22 protein-coding genes are annotated in these 21,344 nt (G+C 58.7%); 6 read left to right on the top strand and 16 right to left on the bottom strand.

Going from position 1 to position 21,344, the window contains the following annotated elements; genetic code table 11:
* Positions 1-64: 64 nt before the first annotated feature.
* The 4 genes from VGM18_21365 to VGM18_21350 all read right to left on the bottom strand — a co-directional run bounded on the left by VGM18_21365 (position 65) and on the right by VGM18_21350 (position 3,365).
* On the bottom strand, positions 65-709 hold the full coding sequence (locus VGM18_21365) for a hypothetical protein (protein ID HEY3975562.1): 645 nt from the start codon (positions 707-709) through the stop codon (positions 65-67).
* A gap of 433 nt (positions 710-1,142) precedes the next feature.
* On the bottom strand, positions 1,143-1,772 hold the full coding sequence (locus VGM18_21360; GenBank protein ID HEY3975561.1) for an MXAN_5187 C-terminal domain-containing protein: 630 nt from the start codon (positions 1,770-1,772) through the stop codon (positions 1,143-1,145).
* Between the two features lie 218 nt (positions 1,773-1,990).
* Positions 1,991-2,353, bottom strand: a complete 363-nt coding sequence (locus tag VGM18_21355) for a helix-turn-helix transcriptional regulator (GenBank protein HEY3975560.1) — start codon at positions 2,351-2,353, stop codon at positions 1,991-1,993.
* Positions 2,354-2,621: 268 nt separating this feature from the next.
* Positions 2,622-3,365 (bottom strand): dienelactone hydrolase family protein, encoded by a 744-nt coding sequence (locus VGM18_21350; protein HEY3975559.1) that lies wholly within the window; start codon positions 3,363-3,365, stop codon positions 2,622-2,624.
* Between the two features lie 188 nt (positions 3,366-3,553).
* Between VGM18_21350 and VGM18_21345 the strand changes: the two genes are divergently transcribed.
* From VGM18_21345 to VGM18_21330, 4 genes are read left to right on the top strand one after another with little or no spacing between them, the layout of a single operon-like run.
* Complete coding sequence (locus VGM18_21345; protein HEY3975558.1) at positions 3,554-4,024, top strand: nuclear transport factor 2 family protein; 471 nt, start codon at positions 3,554-3,556, stop codon at positions 4,022-4,024.
* The gene (locus VGM18_21340) at positions 4,021-4,317 is read left to right on the top strand and encodes a MoaD/ThiS family protein (GenBank protein HEY3975557.1); all 297 of its coding nucleotides are present in this window, start codon (positions 4,021-4,023) and stop codon (positions 4,315-4,317) included. Before VGM18_21345 ends, VGM18_21340 begins: the two co-directional genes overlap by 4 nt.
* A 31-nt stretch (positions 4,318-4,348) precedes the next feature.
* The gene (locus VGM18_21335; GenBank protein HEY3975556.1) at positions 4,349-4,579 is read left to right on the top strand and encodes a hypothetical protein; all 231 of its coding nucleotides are present in this window, start codon (positions 4,349-4,351) and stop codon (positions 4,577-4,579) included.
* A gap of 59 nt (positions 4,580-4,638) precedes the next feature.
* On the top strand, positions 4,639-5,142 hold the full coding sequence (locus tag VGM18_21330; protein ID HEY3975555.1) for a DUF6036 family nucleotidyltransferase: 504 nt from the start codon (positions 4,639-4,641) through the stop codon (positions 5,140-5,142).
* Between the two features lie 200 nt (positions 5,143-5,342).
* On the opposite strand, the gene VGM18_21325 is transcribed toward VGM18_21330, so the two are convergent.
* From VGM18_21325 to nadD, 7 genes are all read right to left on the bottom strand, one after another.
* Positions 5,343-6,908: a ribulokinase gene (locus VGM18_21325; GenBank protein ID HEY3975554.1), complete on the bottom strand. Its 1,566-nt coding sequence runs from the start codon at positions 6,906-6,908 to the stop codon at positions 5,343-5,345.
* 200 nt (positions 6,909-7,108) lie between these two features.
* A complete protein-coding gene (locus tag VGM18_21320; GenBank protein HEY3975553.1) occupies positions 7,109-8,524 on the bottom strand; it encodes an L-fucose/L-arabinose isomerase family protein in 1,416 nt (471 codons plus the stop codon).
* 151 nt (positions 8,525-8,675) lie between these two features.
* Positions 8,676-8,915 (bottom strand): hypothetical protein, encoded by a 240-nt coding sequence (locus tag VGM18_21315; GenBank protein ID HEY3975552.1) that lies wholly within the window; start codon positions 8,913-8,915, stop codon positions 8,676-8,678.
* 16 nt (positions 8,916-8,931) lie between these two features.
* Positions 8,932-10,695, bottom strand: coding sequence for a sodium:solute symporter family protein (locus tag VGM18_21310; GenBank protein HEY3975551.1), 1,764 nt, complete (start codon positions 10,693-10,695; stop codon positions 8,932-8,934).
* On the bottom strand, positions 10,695-11,393 hold the full coding sequence (gene araD, locus VGM18_21305) for an L-ribulose-5-phosphate 4-epimerase AraD (protein HEY3975550.1): 699 nt from the start codon (positions 11,391-11,393) through the stop codon (positions 10,695-10,697). The genes VGM18_21310 and araD overlap by 1 nt, the downstream gene beginning before the upstream one ends.
* Positions 11,394-11,522: 129 nt before the next feature.
* Complete coding sequence (locus tag VGM18_21300) at positions 11,523-11,651, bottom strand: hypothetical protein (GenBank protein ID HEY3975549.1); 129 nt, start codon at positions 11,649-11,651, stop codon at positions 11,523-11,525.
* A gap of 145 nt (positions 11,652-11,796) precedes the next feature.
* Positions 11,797-12,501, bottom strand: coding sequence for a nicotinate (nicotinamide) nucleotide adenylyltransferase (gene nadD, locus VGM18_21295; protein HEY3975548.1), 705 nt, complete (start codon positions 12,499-12,501; stop codon positions 11,797-11,799).
* Between the two features lie 303 nt (positions 12,502-12,804).
* On the opposite strand from nadD, the gene VGM18_21290 reads away from it, so the two are divergent.
* Positions 12,805-15,072: an ATP-binding protein gene (locus tag VGM18_21290; protein ID HEY3975547.1), complete on the top strand. Its 2,268-nt coding sequence runs from the start codon at positions 12,805-12,807 to the stop codon at positions 15,070-15,072.
* A 1,016-nt stretch (positions 15,073-16,088) separates the two neighbouring features.
* On the opposite strand, the gene obgE is transcribed toward VGM18_21290, so the two are convergent.
* The 3 genes from obgE to rplU form a co-directional block, all read right to left on the bottom strand.
* On the bottom strand, positions 16,089-17,135 hold the full coding sequence (gene obgE, locus VGM18_21285) for a GTPase ObgE (GenBank protein ID HEY3975546.1): 1,047 nt from the start codon (positions 17,133-17,135) through the stop codon (positions 16,089-16,091).
* 172 nt (positions 17,136-17,307) lie between these two features.
* Positions 17,308-17,571 carry a 50S ribosomal protein L27 gene (gene rpmA / locus VGM18_21280; GenBank protein HEY3975545.1) on the bottom strand — a complete coding sequence of 88 codons (264 nt, stop codon included), beginning with the start codon at positions 17,569-17,571 and terminating at the stop codon, positions 17,308-17,310.
* Between the two features lie 71 nt (positions 17,572-17,642).
* Positions 17,643-18,122: a 50S ribosomal protein L21 gene (gene rplU, locus VGM18_21275; protein ID HEY3975544.1), complete on the bottom strand. Its 480-nt coding sequence runs from the start codon at positions 18,120-18,122 to the stop codon at positions 17,643-17,645.
* Positions 18,123-18,521: 399 nt separating this feature from the next.
* Here rplU and VGM18_21270 point away from each other — a divergent pair, with 399 nt between their 5' ends.
* On the top strand, positions 18,522-19,025 hold the full coding sequence (locus VGM18_21270; GenBank protein ID HEY3975543.1) for a nuclear transport factor 2 family protein: 504 nt from the start codon (positions 18,522-18,524) through the stop codon (positions 19,023-19,025).
* Between the two features lie 244 nt (positions 19,026-19,269).
* Here the strand turns inward: VGM18_21270 and VGM18_21265 are convergent, their stop codons facing one another.
* Both VGM18_21265 and VGM18_21260 read right to left on the bottom strand, forming a co-directional pair.
* Positions 19,270-20,688 carry a glycosyltransferase gene (locus VGM18_21265; protein HEY3975542.1) on the bottom strand — a complete coding sequence of 473 codons (1,419 nt, stop codon included), beginning with the start codon at positions 20,686-20,688 and terminating at the stop codon, positions 19,270-19,272.
* Between the two features lie 9 nt (positions 20,689-20,697).
* Positions 20,698-21,330 (bottom strand): hypothetical protein, encoded by a 633-nt coding sequence (locus tag VGM18_21260; protein HEY3975541.1) that lies wholly within the window; start codon positions 21,328-21,330, stop codon positions 20,698-20,700.
* Positions 21,331-21,344: the final 14 nt, after the last annotated feature.

Here is a 21,344-nt window from a genome sequence, read left to right as displayed (position 1 = left end):
AACAGGCCGCGATGATCTGCGGCCTGAAGTTTTTCGTTGAGGGTGCTTGAGCATCTTCAACCGACTATGGGACGGTGCCCTTCGCCGCGGCGGCGGGGGTGTTGGTGGTGAAGGAGAACCAACCGGCCTGGGCTACGTCGCCGGCGATGATGCCGTTGTTGGCGGCCTGGTAAACGCCGGTGAAGTCGGGAGCGTTGACGTCGTCCGAGCTGGCGACGATCCAGTACTGGGTTCCGAAGGCGACCGCAGTCGAAGGAATCGTAACGCTGACCAGACCGCAGCAGGTGCCGAAGGCCGGGATGGCCGAAGACTCTGCGCCTGCGAGCAGGGTTCCTACGGTGCCGCCGCTATCGCTGTAGAGGCCGACGTTCACCAGTTTGGTGCCGGAGATCCAGCCAACCGCAACGGTGAGTTCGGTCACGTGAGAAGCCGAGCGCGGTGTAAAGGGTACGCCGATCGCCTGTTCGGAAAGGCCGACCGAGTTGTCGGGCCCGAGTATGTAGTACCCGGTAGTGTCGTTATAGGCGTTGCTGGGAGTGGGGCCGATGTTAGTAAAAATGACCGTCAAACCAGCTGGAGTTTTTGGAGCTGCGGTGTTTTGGCCAGTGTGGGTCGTGTGGGCAACTTTCAGGCGGGAGCTTTGGGCAAAGAGCATCCCGGAGGCGAGCGTGAAAACGAATAAGCCGCTGAGTGCGCGCTTCAATACCATTTTCTAATCCTCCAATCGTGAGTTGCAGCACCGCCCCAGATTGGCGACCCTTTTGGGGGAGCCTTCCATCATGGCTTGAGAAATCAAGCTTGCGACATCAGACATACATTCCCTGGGAAATGCGATAACCAATGGCGCGAGCGCGAGCTGCGCTGGCCATCTTATCCATAGAGTGCGGGAAGTCAATGGAGGAAAGACCTGAGGCCGAAAGTTTACGAAAAACAGGCGTCGGGCGTCGGCCGTCAGGCGTCGGGAAAACGGGCCGTCGCGCCTCGGCCTGGGTTGCAGATTCGCGGACTCTAACCCGGGCGCTTCCTGGTAAGCAGTATCGAACGATTCTTCCTAATAGACTGGCGGCCTAATAGAGTGGCGGCGTCTCGGTTGGCTGAGGTCTGAAGCTTTACACCCGAGGTCTGAGGTCCGCCGCCTGGCTTTAGGTTTTCGCTTTGGCTTTGAGTTTGACGTGGCCGTCGGCGAGTTCGACGGAGTATTCGACGTTCTCGCATTTGTATTGCTTGCGGATCTGCTCGGTCTTTTTCTGCACGAAGGTGGTAAACGAGTCGATGTTGCCGGAGACGTTTTCGCCTGCCTTCTTCTTGGCCGCGACAAGAGTGTTGTAGAGCCGCTCGACCTGTTCGCGCTCGTCCTGGTCGACGCTATGGAGAGTGAAAGGTTGCGATGCTGTCGCGCCGGCGGCGGCCGCAGCGGCTTGGCTGACGCCATACACCGGATGATGCTGCGCTTTGTGCTCGTCCTCGGCGACGCGAACTCCCTGAACGGAAAGGATCGCGTCCTGCGGGCGACGGTAACCTTCCTCGCGGATGCGGGATTTTTTGCGCCACAAATCGCTATAAATGGCGTAGCGCTGGGCCATTTCGTTGTAGCGATAGCGCTGGGAAAAATTCATGCGCACGCCGTCGGAGAACTTGCGCAGAAGGGCCAGCACCTTCCACTCGATATCGGCAGGAGGCCGTTTGGTAGGGTTGCTGAAAAAGATCTCGTACTCGATTTTCAGGCGGCGCAATTGCGAGTCGAGAAGATTCAGTTCCTCGTCAGTGGTCACAGATGTCTCCGTGAACAGTGTAGTGAGGAGAAGAGGCAGGGGCGAGGTGCCTGTGGGTCACCAAGGGACATGGTACGAAAGTAAGCAGCTGTCAGCTCTCAGCTCTCAGCTTTCAGTTAAAACCGGCCGTCGGTGAAATCGTGCTAGCGAACCTGGGGATGCGGCAGAGTGCCGGTGTTATTGGTTTGAACTGAAAGCTGAGAGCTGACGGCTGACGGCTATTTCCCCGAATTCGACGCCATCTTCTTCACCATCGCGAGGACGAGCTTGCGGTCGCTGTCGTTGAGGCTGGTGGAGTAGCGGCGAATCTGGCTGAGGAAGCGGACCTCGTCGTCGGAGAGCTGAGGCAGTCCCTTGGAGCCGTTGGTGTGGCCGGACTCGGCGAAAAATTGCGAGAGCGGGAGTTCCATGGCGCCGGCAATTTTTGAGAGCGTGTCGAGCGAAGGAATGGTGTGGCCGTTTTCCACGCGCGACAGGTAGCAGCGCAGCAGACCGGTGCGCTTTTCGATGTCGCCCTGCGACATGCCTTTTTGCAGCCGATAGTTACGGATGGTCTCGCCGATATTGATGGTAGGAAGCATTTCAGGATGGGTCATAGTAACCAGATCAGCACCGTCTGGCAAGTAGGAAATTTGTGCCATGTAGCGTACGGAAGTGCCATACGAAAAACGCAGGGGATGGAACGGAGTTTCGGTGATGGGTGGATTAACTTTAACAGTGTATAAGTAATCTTCAGATGACGCTGGGCGTTGGCGTGGTGGTGCATTCGCTGCATGCCGCTTGCCGGCCTCTCGCTCACGGCCAGCACCGGACGAATGCGTCCGGTGCCACGTGGGTCTTCACCAGGGCTTATTTCTTGAGCGTGCTGGCCAGGAAGTCGACCGTGCGTTGCCAGGCGTCGGCGGCGTCGGCGGGGCGGTAGCCGTCCTTGTTGTTGGGATTTTCGAAGGCGTGGCCGGCGTCGTCGTAGATTTTGACTTCAATCTTCTTGCCAAGCTGTTTCATCGATGATTCGAACTTGTGCACGTCGTCGGGAGTGATGCCGCGGTCCTGGCCGCCGAACAGGCCGAGGATGGGTGCGTTGATTTTCTTGAGCGCATCTTGGTCGGTGGCGAGGTGGCCGTAGTTGATCACGGTGGCAGCGAGCGTGGGCTCTTGCAGAGCGACGTCGAGCGAGTAGCCGCCGCCCATGCACCATCCGATCGAGCCGATGCGGTCTTTCTTCACGTTGGGCTGCGAGGTGAGGAATTCAAAAGCGGCGTGCAGGTCGCGCTTGGCGCGGTCCTCCGGGACGCCGCGCATAAGTTCGTGCGCCTCATCGGGAGTCCTGGCGACTCTGCCGCGGTAGAGATCGATGGCAAGCGCGACATAGCCCTGGTCGGAGAGCTTCGAGGCTTGTTCTTTCACCCAGTCGTTCAATCCCCAATATTCGTGGATCACAATGAGAGCCGGGAACGGTCCTTTGCCGGCGGGAGTGTAGAGGATTGCTTGCACGGTTTCGTCGCCGCTTTTGTAGGTGACGGGCTTGCCGTCGGCGGCGAAGGCGGAAGCTGTGAGCGCGAGAAGGAGAGACGCGGCCAAAAAGTTTTTCATGACCGATTCCTTTCGGTTGACTCGAAATCCCCACTTCTCGCCCAGAAACGTGCGAGAAATGGGGCCCCCATTGTAGCTCAACCGACGCGGCGCGTAAGCCAAAGTGCACCACTGCGCGAGAAGCGGGATCTTTGACTTTGCCTCTCTCGGAATGATAGCGTCGCATCCGGATTACTCGAGGAGAACAAATGAAAACGATTCACATCGCTGCGGCCTGCCTGCTGTTGCTGGCTAGCCTGGCGACCGCGCAGGAAATGCAGCAGGCGGCCGCCAGGTCCGCAGCCGCGCCCGCGACCTCCGCTCTCGAATCGAACGTCCGTAACGTCTGGGAAGCCTTCAAAAACAAGAACAAAGCCGCCCTGGGAGCTTCGCTGTCCAACGACTTCCGGCAGATGGAAGAGGGCAATAGCGGAATGGCCGACAAGAAAGCCGAGGTTGCTTCCGTCGACGAGTTCGAGCTCACCAGTTACATGCTCAAAGATTTCAACGTCAAGTCGCTCGGCACTCACAGCGCCCTGGTCACCTACACGGCGCACTACGAAGGCAAGACCGGCGGCCAGTTGGCGAAATCCGACAGCATTTTCGGCGAGGTCTGGGTCCACGAGGGCGCGGGCTGGAAAGCTCTCTACATTCAGGAGACCGCGATCAAGCAGCCATGATTCGCGTAGAACTTCCGCAACACCTTCGCACGCTGGCGCATGTCGATCGCGAAGTCCATCTCGAGATCGAGGGCCCGGTCACGCAGCGCTCGGTGCTCGACGCGCTTGAAGCCCGCTATCCCATGCTGCGCGGCACGATTCGCGAGCATGGCACTCAGCAGCGGCGGCCTTTCCTGCGCTTCTTTGCCTGCGAAGAAGACTTGTCTCACGAATCGCCCGACGCCCCGCTGCCCGAGGCCGTCGCCTCGGGGAAAGAACTGTTTCTGATCGTCGGCGCCATCGCCGGGGGTTAGCGGCTCATTGGGTGCGTGATAATATTCTGCCGTGCCCTTCAGCGATACCACTCCCGAGGCGCGAGAGGTTCAGTTCCGAATTTATCGGGCGATGTCGGGAGAGCAGCGGTTGCTTCTCGCTTACGAGATGAGCATGTTCGCCCGCGAACTGGCCAGGGCTCGCATCATCAGCGACCATCCGGAGTGGGACGAAGCCCTCGTCAACCGAGAGTTGCTGAGAATCGCCTTCCTGCCGGATCCGCTGCCGCCTGGATTCCGATGACGCTGCCAGAAGTTCTCCAAAGAGTCACTGGGGCGCTAGATCAGGCTGGGGTGGCGTATATGCTGACCGGTTCATTCGCCAGCGCACACTACGGTTCTCCTCGCTCGACTCAGGACATCGACTTCGTCATTGAGGCATCTGCAGCGGAGTTGCAAACCTTGATCCAAAGCTTTCCGGCTGACAAATACTATGTTGACTCGGATGCGGCGCTGGAAAGCCATCGTCGCGAGTCTTTGTTCAACATCATCGACATCGCTACGGGTTGGAAGATTGACTTGATCTTCCGCAAGTCACGCCCCTTCAGTCGTGAGGAGTTTGGACGTCGCCAACTGGTCAATGTGCAGGGGCTCGAGCTTTTTGTGGCAAGTCCTGAAGATATGATCGTCGCTAAGCTGGAATGGGCACGGCTGGCGGATTCGCAGCGACAGATCGATGACGTGGCGGCGATACTACGCGTTAGGCTGAATACGCTCGATCGTACATATGTGGAGAAATGGATTTCCGAATTAGGGTTGGAGCAGCAGTGGAGTGCTGCCAAGCTCGCATCTGAAGTCTCGAAGTAGCCGGAGAAGTGACTGATACGTCAAGTCCACTTTTGTAGGCATGGAACGTCCTCGAAAGTAGACCTTTTGTCCACAGGCTAACCTTATGAAAAGGTTAGCTCGCTGAAATCGCTTCTAGCAGAATCAATCACTTGAAGGGATCGATTTCGTGCTTTTTCCACAGTGTTCCCGCGGGAACATTCGGTTGATTCCACGCCGTATCAGCCGCGCGCAATCTGAATTAGCTTCGGCAGCACGTGGCCGAAGGCTGAGCCGTCCGCTGGCCGGCCGAATTCAAAATAAATTTTGCGATAGAGGTCGTAGAGGTCGCGGTACGCGTCCTGCGTCTCAGGTTGAGGTTCGAAGACGGTGTGCGCCGGGCAGATTTTTTTTTGCGCTTCTTCGATCGTTTTGAAAATTCCCGCGGCGACGAAGGCGAAGATGGCTGAACCAAGTCCAGTGACCTTGCCGCTGGGCACCAGCACGGGGCGGCCCAGCACATTGGCATAGACCTGGTTGAGCACGGGGTTGCTTTGGGGAATGCCGCCGCCGTTGAGGACGCGCTGCGTGGGCGCGCCGTATTCGCTCATGCGATCGAGAATTACGCGAGTATGAAACGCCGTGCCCTCGATGGCGGCGAACAGTTCGTCCTGCGCGGTGTGCAGGAGATTCCAGCCCAGCGTGATGCCGCCTAGATTCGGATTCACGAGGACGGTGCGGTCGCCGTTGTCCCACGTCATGCGCAACAATCCGGTCTGGCCGGCGCGGTAATTCTCCAATCCTTTACTCAGTTCTTCGACTGTGGTGTTGGTGCGGCGGGCGATGGCGCTGAAAATGTCACCGGTGGCCGAGAGTCCGGCCTCGATGCCGGTGAATTGCGGATGGACGCTGCCCGGCACGACGCCGCACACGCCGGGAATTAACTGCGCTTGCGGCGCGTAGGCGATGATGCAGGTCGAGGTGCCGACCACGTTGACCACGTCGCCGGGTTGAGCGCCGGCGCCGATTGCGTCCCAGTGGGCATCGAAAGCGCCGACGGGAATGGGAATGCCGGCGCGCAGGCCAAGCTTCTCCGCCCATTGCGGCGCGAGTGTGCCGGCAATTTTGTCGGACGTGGCGTACTCGCCCTCGAGTTTCGCGCGCGCGCCCGCGAGCAAGGGATCGACCTTGGCTAGAAAACTCTCCGGGGGAAGGCCGCCCAGCGCGGCATTCCACATCCACTTGTGGCCCATGGCGCAGACGCTGCGCTTCACCTGCTTGGCATCGATGATTCCGCAGAGCGTGGCCGCGACCATGTCGCAATGCTCGAAGGCGCTGACGAATTGCGCGCGCTTTTCAGGGTTGTGGCGCAGCCAGTGCAGCAACTTGGCGAATCCCCATTCGGAGGAGTAAACACCGCCGCACCATTCGATGGCTTCCAGTTTTTCGAGGCGCGCCAGCTCTGTAATCTGCGCGGCTTCTTGTTTCCCGCGGTGATCGCACCAGAGGTAGTAATCGTCGAGAGGAACCATGCCCTCGCCTACGGGAATGACGCTGGAGCCGGTCGTGTCGAGGGCGATCGACTGCACCTGATCGCCCGCGATTCCCGCGGCCTTCACCGCTCCGCGCGTGGCCTCGGCCAGGGCGCGCATGTGATCTTCGTGGGATTGCGTTGCGAAGTCGGGATCGTCGCGCTTGCGATGCAGGGGATATTCGGCGATCGCGGAGGCGAGCAGGCCGCGTTCGCTGTCGACGATCGAGACGCGCACGCTAAGTGTGCCGAAATCTACGCCTGCGACGATAGGCATAAAGACGTTCTCTCCTGTACCTTGTGCAACTGTAGCGCCGGCGTCTCGCCGGCTGTCCCGAGGGCGTCACGCCCCTCGGTGCCGGCAGCGAGAGCCTGCCTGACCTTTTTGAAGGCATCTCGCTCTCGGCGCGGCGGGCGCGACGCCCGCCGTGACCGCCGCCGGGACGGTGGCGCTACTTTTCTTGGGCGACGTTCTGCTTAGTTTCCGTGCCAGTGCATTTGATATCCCAGGTAGCGGATGGACGCTTCGTGCACCGCGGCGGCTGTCGTCGAGAAGTTGGCGGCTACGTGGTGCTCGAACCCGTTTTCGCAGATGTAGTGCAATAGCTTTTGCAGATCGGCGATCTGCACTACGCCTACGCCTCCGAATGTGTTCAGCGCGTCGCTGGTGAACGAGCCTTCGCCAACGTAGCCGCGAATCACGCCCGACGTGTCGTCGGTGGAGAATCTCGCGAAGCTCATCGCACCGGGTTTCACGCGGCCGACGACTGTGCCGAATGTGTTTTCTTTTCCCACGGTGCCGGCGATGATCTCCTGGAAATCCATGCGCACGTCCTGAAAGAAATGTTTAGGCAGGTTGCTGCAATGGAAGCAGACGGCTTTGTTGGGATCGTCGCCGTAATTGTTGTTCCAGTCGAGCAGGGCGCTGGGGGTTTGCGAGGCCAACGCGAGCGCGTGCATGCTCAGCGTGCCGCAGACGTCGACTTCGCAGGCCGCGGGCAGCAGGTTGTTGCTCATCATGCTCATGATGGTGCAGGGGACGACGCCGAAATATTCTTCCATGGACGTCCAGCATTGCACGGCGCTGACTTTGACGTCGGTCGACTTCATCCAGTCATCGATGACGTAGCCCAGCTTCGCCATTTTGATGAGCGCCGCGTCGGGAACGCCGCCGGTGGTGACGTATTTGCGGATGTCGGCGAGCTTGGCTTGCACTCCGGCCTGATCATCTTTTAATTTCGCGATGCGGCCAAAAACCTCCGAGAGGTCGAGGGTTTCGGTGGAGATGCCGTGGGCTTCCAGAAGTTTTTCGCTATAACGGACCGTATTGAACGCAGTGGGCCGCGCGCCGATGCTGCCGACGCGCAGGTTGCGCATGCCATTGGCTACGCGGCAGACGGCGGCGAACCAAGCCAGGTCGTTTTGAAAATCCTGCGACCCGGGACTCACTGTGTGCAGGCGCGTAAGCGAATAGGGAATGCCGTATTGGCGCAGGTTGTTGCAGGCCGACATTTTTCCGCAGAAGCTGTCGCGGCGATGCAGGATAGTCATGTTAGCCGCGTCGTCGGGCGTGGCCTGCACCAGCACGGGGACGTCGAGCTTCGAGAGGCGCATGGTGTCGGCGATGGCGCGTTCGTCGCCGAAGTTGGGCAGCGAGACGATTACGCCGTCGAGGCGGTCGCGATTTTTCTGGAATAAAGCGGCGCATCTTTTTGCTTCTTCGTGGGTTTCGACTGCGCCGTGTTTGCTGTCTTCCGGGCCCAGGACGACGCAGTCCATGCCGGCCTTGGCGAGCGCCTGGATCATTTCTTCGCGGCCGGATTTGGCGAGTTGATCGGGAAAGAATCCGCGGTTCCCGACGATGAGGCCCATGGTCATTTTTTTGTCTGGCATAAAAGTCCTTCTTGTAGAGATATAGGTGTCTCGCTTCGGGCTAACGCGCTGGGCCGGTTGAGACTGAGATCCTTCACTTCGCCTGAAGAACGGCTCCGCTCAGGATGACACCAGGCGGTTTATCTCGTGCGTGCGCGCTCACATCGTTCCCTCAGGAATTGCCGGCCATGCGGGCGCGTTCGCGGGCGGGCGAAAAACGCAGGCTGAAAAATAAGCCAAGAATCAGGAGGATTCCGCCCCACCAGACGTTGGCGTGCAGATTGTAAAGCACGACTTGATGCTCGGGCGGATTCACGAGTTCGTAAATTCCGGTGGCGCAGATGATGGCTCCGTTCACAGCCAGCGACACGCCGATGAAGAACCAAATGGACAACGACCCGCCGGATTTCATCGTTCCCTCCTATCAGCTACCAGAAAATAATTTGCAGAATGATAAATACGATCGCTACCACGGCTCCCCAGAATGCGGGCCGCTGGAAGATCGAAACTGTTTCTTCGTGCGGGATGGGCGTGAGGCCGTAGACGAGATCGGTCAACTCCGCGTCAGGCTTGGGCCTGGTCAGCAGACTCACGACCACCGTCACGATCACGCAAATGAGCCAGCACCATAACGCGCGAAACATGTTTTGTGCTTGATCCTGCGCCTGAGACGACAATGCAACGTAGCGCACTGCATCGGGATTTACTTTCACCCAGGCGTACATGCCGACCGAAGACAACGTTCCGGCTAAGAGCCCGCTCCATCCCCCGGCGGGAGTGGCGCGCTTCCAGAGCATGCCGAGGATTACCGTGCCGAACAAAGGAGCGATGAAGAAGCTGAAGAGAGACTGCACGTAGTCCATGATGCTTTGCGCGTGCATCACCAGGTAGGCTGTGAAAATGCTGACGACCACGCCGATAATTGTGACCCAGCGGCCCATCCTGACTTTGGATTCGTCGGTTGCATTCTTGTTGATGAGAGCGCCGTAGATGTCATAAGTCCAAACCGTGGTGAAGGCGCTGACATTGCCCGCCATGCCGGACATAAATCCGGCAATCAAGGCGGTGATGCCGAGGCCGAGCAGGCCGGGGCCGCAATAGCGGGCCAGCATCAGCGGCAGAACTTCGTCATAACCGTGCAAGCCCTGCGCCTGCCCAGCATCGGACCATGCAAGGTCGGCGGGCACGAGCCGCAGGAGGCTGCCAGTGTGCGGATCGCGCAACAGAGCCAGACCGAGCAGGCCGGGGAGGATCACGATGAAGGGAACCATCATCTTGAATGCCGCGCCGATGATGGGCGCGAGTTTGGCCGAGCGCAGATCTTTCGCCGCGAGCACTCGCTGCACGACCAGGAAGTCGGTGGTCCAGTATCCCATCGAAATCACCATGCCGAGGCCAAAGACAATTCCGACCCAGTTGATGCCCATGGGATTGTCGGCGAAGTTGCCGAGAGTGGACCAGGCGTGGGTGTAGGAACCGGGATTGGCGACTTGTTGCTCGGTAAGGTTCTGGAGAATCTTGGCTTTCATCCCGCTCCAGCCGCCGGCTTCGATCAATCCGAGGATTGGGATCAGCAAGGCTCCGGCCCAGATCAGGAAAAACTGAAGGACTTCATTGAAGATGGCGGAGCGCAAGCCGCCCAGCGCTACATAGATTGCCACGGTGATAGAAGACACCAGGATGCTGGTGTTCATATTCCAGCCGAGGACTACGCGCATCACCACGGCCATGGCATACATGTTGATGCCGCTCATCAAAACGGTCATGAAGGCGAAGGAAATGGACGAGATGGCCTGAGCGCCGGGGCCGAAGCGCAGTTTGAGGTAGCCGGGGACGGAGTGGGTTTTGCAGATGTGGTAGAAGGGCATCATCACCAGCGCGAGAAAAAGCATGGCGGGGATGGCGCCGATCCAGTACCAGTGCGCGGCGAGGATGCCGTATTTGTAAGAGTTGCCGGCCCACCCCATTAGTTCGAGTGAGCCCAGATTGGCCGAAAGGAAGGCGAGGCCGGCGACCCAGGCCGTCATTTCGCGGCCTGCCATAAAGAAATCTTCTCCGGTATTGGCTTGTTCTTTCAGGTATAGGCCGATCGCCAGCACGAGGGCGAAATAGAAAACGATGATAACCAGATCGACGGGCGACAGATGCACCAGCGTGGGAGCGGTACTCAGCACCAGCAGAGCAGGATTCATTAGGGTTTTACCTGTCCGTAGTAGGCGTTGCGGCCGTGTTTGCGCAGAAAATGTTTATCGTGCAAGTCGCGCGCCAGCGGCCGGGATTGAGCGTTGATGGAGAGCGTGTGGCTGGCCAGGCGGGCCACATATTCGAGAATGACCGCATGGTGCGCGGCCTCGGCGGCGGTTGCTCCCCAGCAGAAGGGAGCGTGACCGGCGACGAGGACGGCGGGGATTGAGCTGGGGTCGAGTTTTTCGAATGTGCGGCAGATGGCCGCGCCGGTTTCGAGTTCGTAGTCGCCCTCGATCGCTTTGGAACTCAAGCGCTCGGTGACGGGTATGGGACCGTGAAAGGAATCGGCGTGGGTGGTACCGAAGCATGGGATCGGCGTCTCGGCCTGGGCCCAGGCGGTGGCGTATTCGGAGTGAGTGTGGGCGACGCCGCCGATGCTGGGGAAGTTTTTGTACAACTCCAGGTGCGTGGCCAGATCTGAAGATGGCCGCAGATTGCCGTCGACGATTTTGCCGGAGAGATCGGCGATAACCATGTGCAGCGGCGTGAGCTCTTCATAGGGGACGCCGCTGGGCTTGATGGCGACGAGGCCTTCACCGCGATCGATGCCACTGGCATTGCCGAACGTATATAGCACCAGACCGCGGCGAACCAATTCGAGATTCGCTTCCAGGACCTCTTCGCGGAGTGTCTTGAGCAGCATTGAGGAAGAAATGAAGGAACCTCACAGCGCCGATAGCAGAGCAATAACGATCTCGTAAACGTTTACGCCACGGAACATTAAACGCACGGATGGGCCTTTGTCAAAGGCGTAGATCGTTCCTTGTGTAATTTATTTGGCTGACTTTTTCGCGGCGGCGGCGAGCTCTCGCAGTTTGCTCATGGTGGCTGCGGCGGGATCTTTGCGGTTACGTTTCTTTTGGCGGCGTTTTGCTTTGGTGACGTAGTGGTTCTGGGCCATGGTGTTCTCCTGTGATTGGTCGTTAGTCGTCGGTCGTTGGCCTGGGGCGCCAGGCTGAGTGGCACTGGAGCATCGCCCATGGCTGAATTTCCGAACCAAATCATCATACCGGGTGCGGGCTGTTCCCGCGATGTTGGCAGGCAGGCTATTTATACAAGCCCATCTTCTTGATGTATTCGGCGATGGGTGGGTCGACGAAACGAGCGAGCGATTTGCCGGCGGCGGCGGCTTCGCGGATCGCGGTGGCTGAGGCGGGCTGGCGCAGATCCGGGAGCAGGTGGATAGTCACGCCGGGGAGCACAAGGTCTCCGGCGGCGGCCTGCTTGTGGAATGGGCGAGTCACTTCGGCGCGAGGGCGGAGTTTTTCGGGCAAAGCGTTGGCTACGTCGGCGAGGGAATAGCCGGGACGGCTGGCGACGACGAATTCGCATTCGCGGAATATTGCCTCCGACTGGCGCCATTGCGCGATGTCGGCGAAGGCGTCCATGCCGATTAGTAAGAAAAGTTTGTCGGCGCCCTTGCACGACTGTTTCAGGCGGCGGATGGTGTCGATGGTGTAGTTAGGCCTGAGCTCGCGCGCTTTGCGAGGATTATTTCGGACCGGCTCTACATTTTCTTCGGGAGCTTCCAGCAGCGACGGTATGAAGGATTTTTCCGGCGCGGTGGCAAGAGCGAGCATGGCGAAACGGTGGACGAAGGGCGAGAGCGGCTGGCTTTGTTTGTGGGGCGGGACGTTGGCGGGGACGAAATGAATGCGGTGCAGCTTGCAGTGCTCGAGTGCGGCGCGGGCAAGGGCGAGATGTCCGCGATGCACGGGGTCGAAGGTGCCGCCGAAGAGTCCGATGTTCATGTGGTGTGGTCGCTTCAGCGGCTAAAGCCGGGTTGGTTAAGGGGCCGCCTTTCGGCGCGGCTGAAGCCGCGCTGCTTCAAATCAAGGCCGAGCTTAGAGATCGGCCCTTCCAAATCAAAATCAAGTTTACGATTAGTTCGCGTCTCTGGATTCCGGAGGAGATGCTAGCGGAAACGCCGTGGCATTGTCCAACTGGGCGTCCTACCGCGGGCCAAGGGACATTGCTGCGAACTGCTGATGGGCCGAGAAGAAATGAACTCCTGTAACGTATCTGTTTTTCAACTTAAGAACTAGGATGGGGGCATGCGAGTAACCCTCCCCCTACTTCGCATCCCGCCGGCACGCGCTCCCATTCTGCGATATGGGGTGGCCGTTCTGAGTACGGCTCTGGCGCTGATTCCCACGGTCATGCTCGCCGACGTGTCGGAGAGCCGGCTCGCGCTGTTTGGCGTGGCAGTGATGGTGAGCGCATGGTATGGGGGATGGAAGCCGGGACTGGTCGCCACTTCATTCGCGCTGACGGTGGGGGCCTATTTTTCGCTCGCGGGACGACATACGCCGGAGCAGTTGCGGACTGCCATCCTGCGGCTCTCGCTGTTCTTTTTTGTGGCGATGCTCATCTGCTGGCTGAATGCGGCCTTGCGCGCCTCCCAGGAGAACTTACGGCTGTCGGAGCTGAACTTCCGGTCGCTGGTCACTAACGCGCCCTACGGGATTTGCCGGTGCGACTCCGCCGGCAAGATTCTCGATGCGAATCCTGCCTTTCTTGACATGCTCGGGACTTCCTCTGACGAATTGATCGGGCAGCACATTTTTGGGCTGTATGCGGAACAGGAAAAATGGTTCGACCTTGCGGATTATCTGCGCTCTTCAGCGCCTTTCAAGGGACTGACGGCGGAATGGAAGCGCGGGGATAACACTACGACCGTGGTTCGCGTCTCCGGGCGTTCGGTGGCGAATGGCAAAGAAGGCGTGGTGTTCGAATTGTTTGCCGAAGACGTGACCGAGCGGCGGGTGCTGGAGGACCAACTGCGGCAATCGCAAAAAATGGAAGCAGTGGGCCGGCTGGCGGGCGGCATTGCGCATGACTTCAACAATCTGCTGATGGTGATTTCCGGTTATTCGGAATTTTTGCTGGAGCGGTTGGGAGCGGAACCGAACCTGCGCGGTCCGGCGCAGGAAATTGCCAGCGCGGCGGAACGGGCGTCGTCGCTCACCCGGCAACTGCTGGCCTTCAGCCGCAAGCAGATGCTCGCGCCACGGGTAGTGAATCTGAACGACGTCGCGACGGAAAATATAAAAATGCTGACGCGCATGATCGGCGAAGACATTGATCTCGTCATGGTGCCGGGACAAGGATTGTGGCCGGTGCGCGCCGACGCGGGACAGATCGAACAAGTCATCATGAACCTGGCGGTCAATGCGCGCGATGCGATGCCTTCGGGGGGGAAACTGACGATCGAGACCTCGAACATCACGCTGGATGACGAGTACGCGCGCTATCACGCACCGTTGCGGGCCGGGGAGTACGTTGTGGTCGCCATCAGCGACACCGGCGCCGGCATGGATACCGAAACCCAGTCTCACATCTTCGAACCTTTTTTCACCACGAAGGGAACGAAGGGAACGGGTCTTGGGCTGTCGACGGTGTATGGCATCGTCAAGCAGAGTGGAGGATATATCTGGGTGTCGAGCGAGGTAGGGCGAGGGACGACGTTCAAGATTTATTTGCCGCGCGTGGCGGCGACGGGCGAAGCGGCAGCCCCTGTGGCCGCGGCGCCGATCGAGGAGCGCAAAGTGGAACCGGGGACGGAGACGATCCTGCTGGTGGAAGATGAGGCTAACCTGCGCTACCTGGCGCGGCAATATCTGGAGAAGCAGGGATACAAAGTGATTGAGGCAGCCGATGGAGCGGTCGCGATGCAGATTGCGGTCGCGCATGAGAAGACGATTCATCTGCTGCTGACCGATGTGATTATGCCGGGCATGAATGGGCGAGAACTGGCGCAACGTATTTCTGAAATTCGGCCGAACATGAAAGTGCTGTACATGTCCGGCTACACGGAAAATGTGATCGGACACAACGGCATCATGGACGCGGGGATACGCCTGCTCCAGAAGCCCTTCAACCTTCGCGACCTGAAAAGCATAGTGCGCGAAGTGCTCGATGCTACTCCAACTAGTCCGGAGGTCGCCATGGGAATGCAATCCACAGCCCCCCAAGACAGTTCGCGTGCCCGGAGAATTCCGCCGGCGCGTGCGGAAAGATTTCAACTGCACCTGCCGCTGCGTTATCGCCGACTGGGCGAGAACGAGTGGCATGTGGGAAAAACGGAAAATATCAGCCGGTCGGGATTGTTGTTTGAAGCCGATGAAGTGTTGCAGCCGAGCGCGCAGGTGGAGATCAATCTGGTGCTGCCGGCGGAAATTGCGGGGCTATCGGCGACGGAAGTGGTGTGCCGGGGAGAAGTGGTAAGAACGGTTGAGCACCGGGGAGAGACGGTGAGTCCGGCGCTGGCGGCGCGGATTCTGCAGTATCACTTTCAGCATGGGCCGCTGCCGCGGGCGTGAGGGGGACCCACGAAGCCGCTTTCGCAGTTCCGATTTGCAGTTTAATCCCCATTTTGCACATCTTGGTTACGGCTAGAGGCATAAACCTTTACCCGTATTGACTGGAAACCTGCAAGCGAATAGAGTGCATAAGCATTAGTTCACATGGTCTGTGGGCAGGAGGAGCGCGATGTCCGAGGAGCTTAGCAAGTTGTTGGAGATGGCTCGTAGGGTTGAAATGACGCCGGAGCAAGCGGAAGAACAGCGGCGAAGTTTTGCGTACGGGAACACGAAAATCGAAAATGATTCAATCACTTGGGACAGGATCAATCGCGCTGCGGAGACTCTGAAAAATAAATAGCGGAGGGCCTGTTGCCGCGCGAGCCGCATCAACTTTTTGATACTCCTGAACAGAAGGCCGACCTCGAGGCGAGGAACGGCCTTTTGCAGTTTGATGAGGTAAAGAAGCTTGTTGCAGAGTCCGTCAGCGGTTTCAGGCTCACTCCCGATATTCTACGCCGCCTCCAATATCTAGCGATTCGTGACATTTACACATGTGCCGGAAAGTTCAGAACCGGCGCTGTGTATCTGCTTCGCAGCGATCAGGACCCAAACCTTCACCAACCGCCACCGTGGGAACACGTAGTGCCATTGGTGGATGGGATGTGTGAGTACGTCAACACGCACTTCAACATGTCCGCCATCCATTTAACGGCTTACGTAATGTGGAGGCACAATTGGATCCATCCTTTTTTTGGCGGCAACGGCAGAGTGTCCCGAGCATTGTCGTACTTCGTTTTGTGCGCACGTCTCGGATACTACCTGCCGGGAAGCCCGACAGTTCCGCAGCAAATTGCGGACGTGCCTAAGAACAGGGATCGATATTACAGGGCACTTCAGGCCGCGGACGCCGCCGATCGAAACGGAAGGTTGGATGTGTCTTCGATGGAGGAACTGGTATCGGATTGTTTGGCTGCACAGCTCTACAGCGTCCACCAACAGGCGGTGCGGGGCCAGTGAACTGATTTCGAAGCTTCTTACGAATCTTCTTGCTCGGCCAGCTTCAAGGCTTTCTCGCGAAGTTCTTGAACCGCTCCGGCCATCGCGTATTTCAGGTCTTCCATTCCTTTGCCTGTTACGGCCGAAATCTCATAAAGCTTCAGCTTCCTTTTCTGGCAATAGCGTTTCAGGGCGGCGAGCTTGTCCTTGTTTACGGCGTCGATTTTTGAGGCGGCCATGATCATCGGCTTCTCGTCGAGATGAGCGCCGAAGCTGCCGAGTTCGCCGAGGATTACTTCGACGTCTTTGGTGACGTCGGGGCGGCCGCTGGAGTCGGAAACGTCGACCAGATGGACGAGCAGGCGCGTGCGCTCGATGTGGCGCAGGAACTGCGTGCCGAGTCCGGCGCCTTCGTGAGCGCCCTCGATTAATCCGGGAATATCGGCGACCACAAAACTGATTTCATTTCTTGCGTCGCCCACGGCGACTACGCCAAGGTTCGGCTCGAGGGTGGTGAAAGGATAGTCGGCGATCTTGGGGCGCGCGGCGGAGATGCGGGAGATCAGTGTGGACTTGCCGACGTTGGGATAGCCGACCAGGCCGACATCCGCGAGGAGTTTCAATTCCAGGCGATAGGTGTGTTCCTCGCCGGGACGACCCTCTTCATGTTCGCGCGGCGCCTGATGTACCGATGTGGCGAAGCGGGCGTTGCCGCGGCCACCGCGTCCGCCGCGGGCGATTACGAAGTTCTGGTCGGGTTGGGAGAACTCGAAAAGCTTTTCTCCGGTTTCGTCGTCATAGACGATGGTGCCGACCGGGACTTTCAGGACGATGCCCTCGCCCTCGCGGCCGGTTTTGTTGGAACCTTCGCCGTGACGTCCGCGCTGAGCGGTGTGCTCGGGGTTGAAGCGAAAATGCACGAGCGTGTTGTGACGCTCGCTGGATTCCATGACGATGTCGCCGCCCTTGCCGCCGTCGCCGCCGGAGGGTCCGCCGCGGGGCACGAACTTCTCGCGGCGGAAGGCCATGCAACCGTTGCCGCCGTCGCCCGCCTTGACTCGGATTTTTGCCTCGTCGATGAACATGGGGTTGGTCTTCGGTCTTCCGTTGTTGGTCGTTAGTCGTTAGTCGTCAGTCGTTAGTCTTTGGCCCACGGCCGCCGGGTTTTCGCTAACGACTATCGACCAACGACCGAAAAAAAGCCTCGTCCCGAAGGCGAGGCTCTATGTGCCGCGTAACCTTTCGACAACGAGAGTCTTACTGGATCTCTACCGGTTCGACCATCACGAACTTGCCCATCTGTCCTTTGTTGAGGAACTTGATGCGTCCGGTGATCTTGGCGAAGAGGGTGTCGTCTTTGCCGCGGCCGACATTGAGGCCGGGCTTTACGCGCGTGCCGCGCTGGCGCACGATGATGGTGCCGCCGGGGACGATCTGTCCGCCGAATGCTTTAAAGCCAAGCCGCTGCGCGTTGGAGTCGCGGCCGTTTCGTGAAGTGCCTTGTCCTTTTTTGTGTGCCATAAAACCTCATTTGTCAGTTGCTAGTGGTGGCCAGTAGAACTGGGACGGGTGCATCGCCCGTCTGAATATCTTTACTTTTTCTTTGCGGTTTTCTTGGCCGCCTTTTTGGGTGCGGCTTTTTTCTTGGCCGAACTTTTTTTCGCTTTCGGCTCCGCGTCGTGCGCTTCTTCCGGCTCGGCTGCCCGGATTTTCCTTATCTTTGGTTCCTTTTTCGGCAATTCGGAAGCTTTGAAGCTCTGGCCGCCGAAGGCGATTTCCGAAATCCGTACGGCTGTGTAGGACTGACGGTGGCCGCGGAGTTTCTTGTATTGTTTCTTGCGCTTGTAATGGAAGACCAGGATCTTGGCGCCGCGGCCTTCTTCGACGACTTCGCCGACCACGCGGGCGTCGGCCTGCTTGCCTACTTGTCCATCGTCGCCGGAAACTGCCAGCACGTCGGAGAATTCCACCGAACCGTCACCGTTAGCGCCGGTGCCAAGTTTTTCGACTCGAATTACGTCTCCGGGCGCCACCCGGTACTGCTTTCCACCGGCGCGGATAACCGCGTACATACGTCTGCCTCCGTCGAATGTCGTTGAAATTCAGCCGAAACCGAGCCCGGAGCGCACACGGGCGCAACCCAGGGGGCTTGCCGATATTCCTGTGCTTGCTGTGTTTTCCGCCGCGGCGCTTTAGCAGCCAAGGCAGGCGTCCCCAGAACGGGTCGGCGAGTACAGGCAAACTCCACTATTCTAACGTGGGGTGTGGAAATCGGTCAAACAGAAATGCGTGACGGTCGCGTTGCGCTTTTTCGCGCGGGGTTGATTGCGCGCAGAGATCCTTCGCTCCGCCCGAAGAACGGCTACGCGCAGGATGACATCAGAAATTTAATTTAGCCAACTACTTACCCTTTTGCGGTTTGGCTTTTCGTGTGCGAGAATTCCGGCGAATTCCTGGAGGAGACATTCTCTATGCTTAACCGCGTTCTAGTCGCTTCATTCTGTCTTTTTTTCCTGACGATCTCTGGCTTCCCTCAAATTTCAGCACAAGCGGCGGCACGGGCGAAGAAAGTGGCGATGAAGAAGGCCGGGCCTGTTCCCGACCGAGCCTACATCCAGAAAATATGGGATGGATGGTCGACGCTTGACCCTGGCAACGTCGCGCAGTATTACGCCACCACTGGCCCGCACACGTTCTTCGATATTGCTCCGCTGAAATATAACAACTGGGAGGAATACTCGAATGGCGTGAAGGCGGTTGTGGCCGGATATAAGAGCGCAAAGTTTACGGTGAACGATGATCTGGCGATTCATCCGCATGGCGATCTCGCCTGGGCGACGGCCACGATTGCGGAACAGATGACCACGAAGGCGGGCAAAGTCGAGATGGGCAATTTTCGCTGGACGGGGATTTTCGAGAACGAGGACGGCAAGTGGGTGGTCGTGCATGAGCACGTGTCGGAGCCGATTCAGTAGGATCTCGTCCTACAAATTTGTCACCATCGTGTCATCCCGGGTGAAGCGAGAGGTCAGTTTGTCGGCCCGCAGAGCGGCTCAGTGATAGCGGCAGTGGTCGCGAAGCTGGACCCTGTCGCGCTTTCGGGGAACCGATACTGGCGCGCGAAGCAGTGGCCTGACGGGATGCAACCGATCCGGAGCTATTGGTGGGTTGTGCTTGTCTGCCTTACCGTCGGGCTGACGATCGGGCTGACGATCGGACTTACGATCGGACTGCGGGATCTGCGGTTAGGCGTGGACGACGGGAGTGCGATCTGGAAGCGATTTTCGAGCACATGCGGAACATTGCTATTGCCGTGGCTGCAACCCCGCGCATCAGAGCTGCATGGAAGCCCGTCGCGGGGGTGGAAGAAAATGTCGAAGAAAATGCCGAGGAAGATGTGGGTCCCGAGAGTTGACCAACGTCAGCGCGCAGGCGCAGCAGTTGTTCGTACAGCTCGAGGAACGACTGCGTAACAGTTTCCCAACGATACTGATTCGCCGTTGCCAAGGCGCGTTGAGTTTTTTCGGCAGCGGCGGTTCGGTTGGTGACGGCTTCCCTGACGGCATCGGCGAAGCTCTCCACATCGGCATGGACCGTCCATGCGTTCCGAGGGTTCGCGTAAGAAACTACGCCGCCGGAATTGGGCGCCACCAGCGGGATTCCCGAGGCCATTGCCTCGAGAGGGGCAATGCCAAAGGGCTCGCGAGGATTGGGATGAACGAAAACATCTGAACTGGCGTAGATATCGGCAAGAACATTCTTATCCGCGATGTGTCCGAAGAACTGAACCCGGCCGCGTAAATCGTGGTCGCATCGACGTTCCCAAAATTCGCGATCCACCCCGTCACCGACGACGAGCAGCCGATACTCGCGCTGGCCGTGGCATGCGAGGCGAGCCATCAGGTCAAACAGCAGTTGTAGATTTTTTTCGGGCGCGAGACGGCCCGCGTAGAGAAGAAGAGCTGCGTCCTCAGCAACGCCGAGATTCTGTAGGAGCCGTCGGCGGAGTTCGGGTCGCCGCCGTTGCGGCGAGAAATGAGCGAGATCCACGCCCATGGAGCGAATCCAGGTTTTCCGGGGCACCAGTTGCCCGCGGGCGGCGGCGCGCAACTCCGCCGCGGTGTATTCGGAGTTGGCAATGTGATGATCGAAGAAAGGGAAGTAGAACCACTTCATGTAGATCGAGCAGAACTTCTGAGAGAACGGGATAGAACCAAAATAGGCGCGAACGTTATCGTCCATGCGCTCCTGGCTCAGTCCGACGACCAGCGGACGATAGTTCAAGGTTTGTACCAACTGCATGCGTAGCAACGCGCCCAGATAGTTCAGAGTGTATTTGTCGGAGATTTCGATCAGATCGGGAGATTCGAAGGCCAGAATTTTTTGCAGTTTGCTGCCCGGAGAGAGGAACTGGGAGGGGAAAATAGCGCGGTATTCGGAGTTCAGAAAGGCCTTGGGAGCGAGAACATGGTAGATCCTGCCGAACTCGCCCACCTCTTCGACCCGGTCGGCCGGAGCGGGCACAACCAGGCGAATATCGTGGCCCTTGCGGTTCGCAGCCGCGATCAATGCCCGATAAAAAGTAGCGATGCCGCCCGAGGTCTCATGCCACGCATTCGTCAGGTGCAGAGTCTTCATCGAAGGAAGCTAGCTCCCAAGAGACAGGTCACCTCGTGGTTCGGTTAACAGTTTCAAAGAACGATTCTTCATATACCGGGCAAGTTTGCGGGGCAGAACGGCCAGGAATCCGAACAGAAGCCGGGGCAGGCGGCGCAGGTCTCCGCCGAAGCCGCCGCCCTCACCGCCGACCAGCAGCGCGCCGCGCCGCATGGCGTACCAGTTAAAGAGCGCTGAGACGGCGCTCACCACTAAGGAGACGATGGCGGCGACGCGCAGGTGAGGCGTTCCCCGGAACCAATGTAGTAAATATTCCAACCCCTGAAAGAACAGCGGGAGCAGGACCGCCAGGAAGATTCCGGTGAGCCACTGCGGCTCGGCATCTTTCAGGCTTTGCACCACGCTGCCGTAAAAGCCTGCGCTTACGGCGCAGAAAATCGACTCGGTAATTACGGCAGACAGCATAGCTCTCCACCCCTGACGGAGTGCGGCGACAAAAAAGATTGGCGCGCGCAAAATCACGCTCAGGAAAGCGGATTTCCAGTTCCAGAGCATCAAGATTCGGCGGGGGTGCAGGAAGACGGCCGATAAAAGGCCGATCACGGGCGCGGCAGGCTTGAGCGGCGCGGGCGTAGTTGTTTTGCGTGGAGGATTTGTGTCCACGGTTGCAGTATGGT

Source organism: Candidatus Sulfotelmatobacter sp. (assembly GCA_036500765.1).
In the GTDB taxonomy this organism is placed as follows: domain Bacteria; phylum Acidobacteriota; class Terriglobia; order Terriglobales; family Acidobacteriaceae; genus Sulfotelmatobacter.
Note: the sequence above shows the minus strand (reverse complement) of the source record. Positions and strands in the feature narration are given on the sequence as shown.

Excerpts from the sequence above, each read along its gene's own strand:
- VGM18_21365 (HEY3975562.1), bottom strand. The coding sequence starts at position 709 with ATGGTATTGAAGCGCGCACTCAGCGGCTTATTCGTTTTCACGCTCGCC.
- VGM18_21355 (HEY3975560.1), bottom strand. The coding sequence starts at position 2,353 with ATGCTTCCTACCATCAATATCGGCGAGACCATCCGTAACTATCGGCTG.
- VGM18_21350 (HEY3975559.1), bottom strand. The coding sequence starts at position 3,365 with ATGAAAAACTTTTTGGCCGCGTCTCTCCTTCTCGCGCTCACAGCTTCC.
- VGM18_21345 (HEY3975558.1), top strand. The coding sequence starts at position 3,554 with ATGAAAACGATTCACATCGCTGCGGCCTGCCTGCTGTTGCTGGCTAGC.
- VGM18_21340 (HEY3975557.1), top strand. The coding sequence starts at position 4,021 with ATGATTCGCGTAGAACTTCCGCAACACCTTCGCACGCTGGCGCATGTC.
- VGM18_21330 (HEY3975555.1), top strand. The coding sequence starts at position 4,639 with ATGCTGACCGGTTCATTCGCCAGCGCACACTACGGTTCTCCTCGCTCG.
- VGM18_21325 (HEY3975554.1), bottom strand. The coding sequence starts at position 6,908 with ATGCCTATCGTCGCAGGCGTAGATTTCGGCACACTTAGCGTGCGCGTC.
- VGM18_21320 (HEY3975553.1), bottom strand. The coding sequence starts at position 8,524 with ATGCCAGACAAAAAAATGACCATGGGCCTCATCGTCGGGAACCGCGGA.
- VGM18_21315 (HEY3975552.1), bottom strand. The coding sequence starts at position 8,915 with ATGAAATCCGGCGGGTCGTTGTCCATTTGGTTCTTCATCGGCGTGTCG.
- VGM18_21310 (HEY3975551.1), bottom strand. The coding sequence starts at position 10,695 with ATGAATCCTGCTCTGCTGGTGCTGAGTACCGCTCCCACGCTGGTGCAT.
- araD (HEY3975550.1), bottom strand. The coding sequence starts at position 11,393 with ATGCTGCTCAAGACACTCCGCGAAGAGGTCCTGGAAGCGAATCTCGAA.
- VGM18_21300 (HEY3975549.1), bottom strand. The coding sequence starts at position 11,651 with ATGGCCCAGAACCACTACGTCACCAAAGCAAAACGCCGCCAAAAGAAA.
- nadD (HEY3975548.1), bottom strand. The coding sequence starts at position 12,501 with ATGAACATCGGACTCTTCGGCGGCACCTTCGACCCCGTGCATCGCGGA.
- VGM18_21290 (HEY3975547.1), top strand. The coding sequence starts at position 12,805 with ATGCGAGTAACCCTCCCCCTACTTCGCATCCCGCCGGCACGCGCTCCC.
- obgE (HEY3975546.1), bottom strand. The coding sequence starts at position 17,135 with ATGTTCATCGACGAGGCAAAAATCCGAGTCAAGGCGGGCGACGGCGGC.
- rpmA (HEY3975545.1), bottom strand. The coding sequence starts at position 17,571 with ATGGCACACAAAAAAGGACAAGGCACTTCACGAAACGGCCGCGACTCC.
- rplU (HEY3975544.1), bottom strand. The coding sequence starts at position 18,122 with ATGTACGCGGTTATCCGCGCCGGTGGAAAGCAGTACCGGGTGGCGCCC.
- VGM18_21270 (HEY3975543.1), top strand. The coding sequence starts at position 18,522 with ATGCTTAACCGCGTTCTAGTCGCTTCATTCTGTCTTTTTTTCCTGACG.
- VGM18_21265 (HEY3975542.1), bottom strand. The coding sequence starts at position 20,688 with ATGAAGACTCTGCACCTGACGAATGCGTGGCATGAGACCTCGGGCGGC.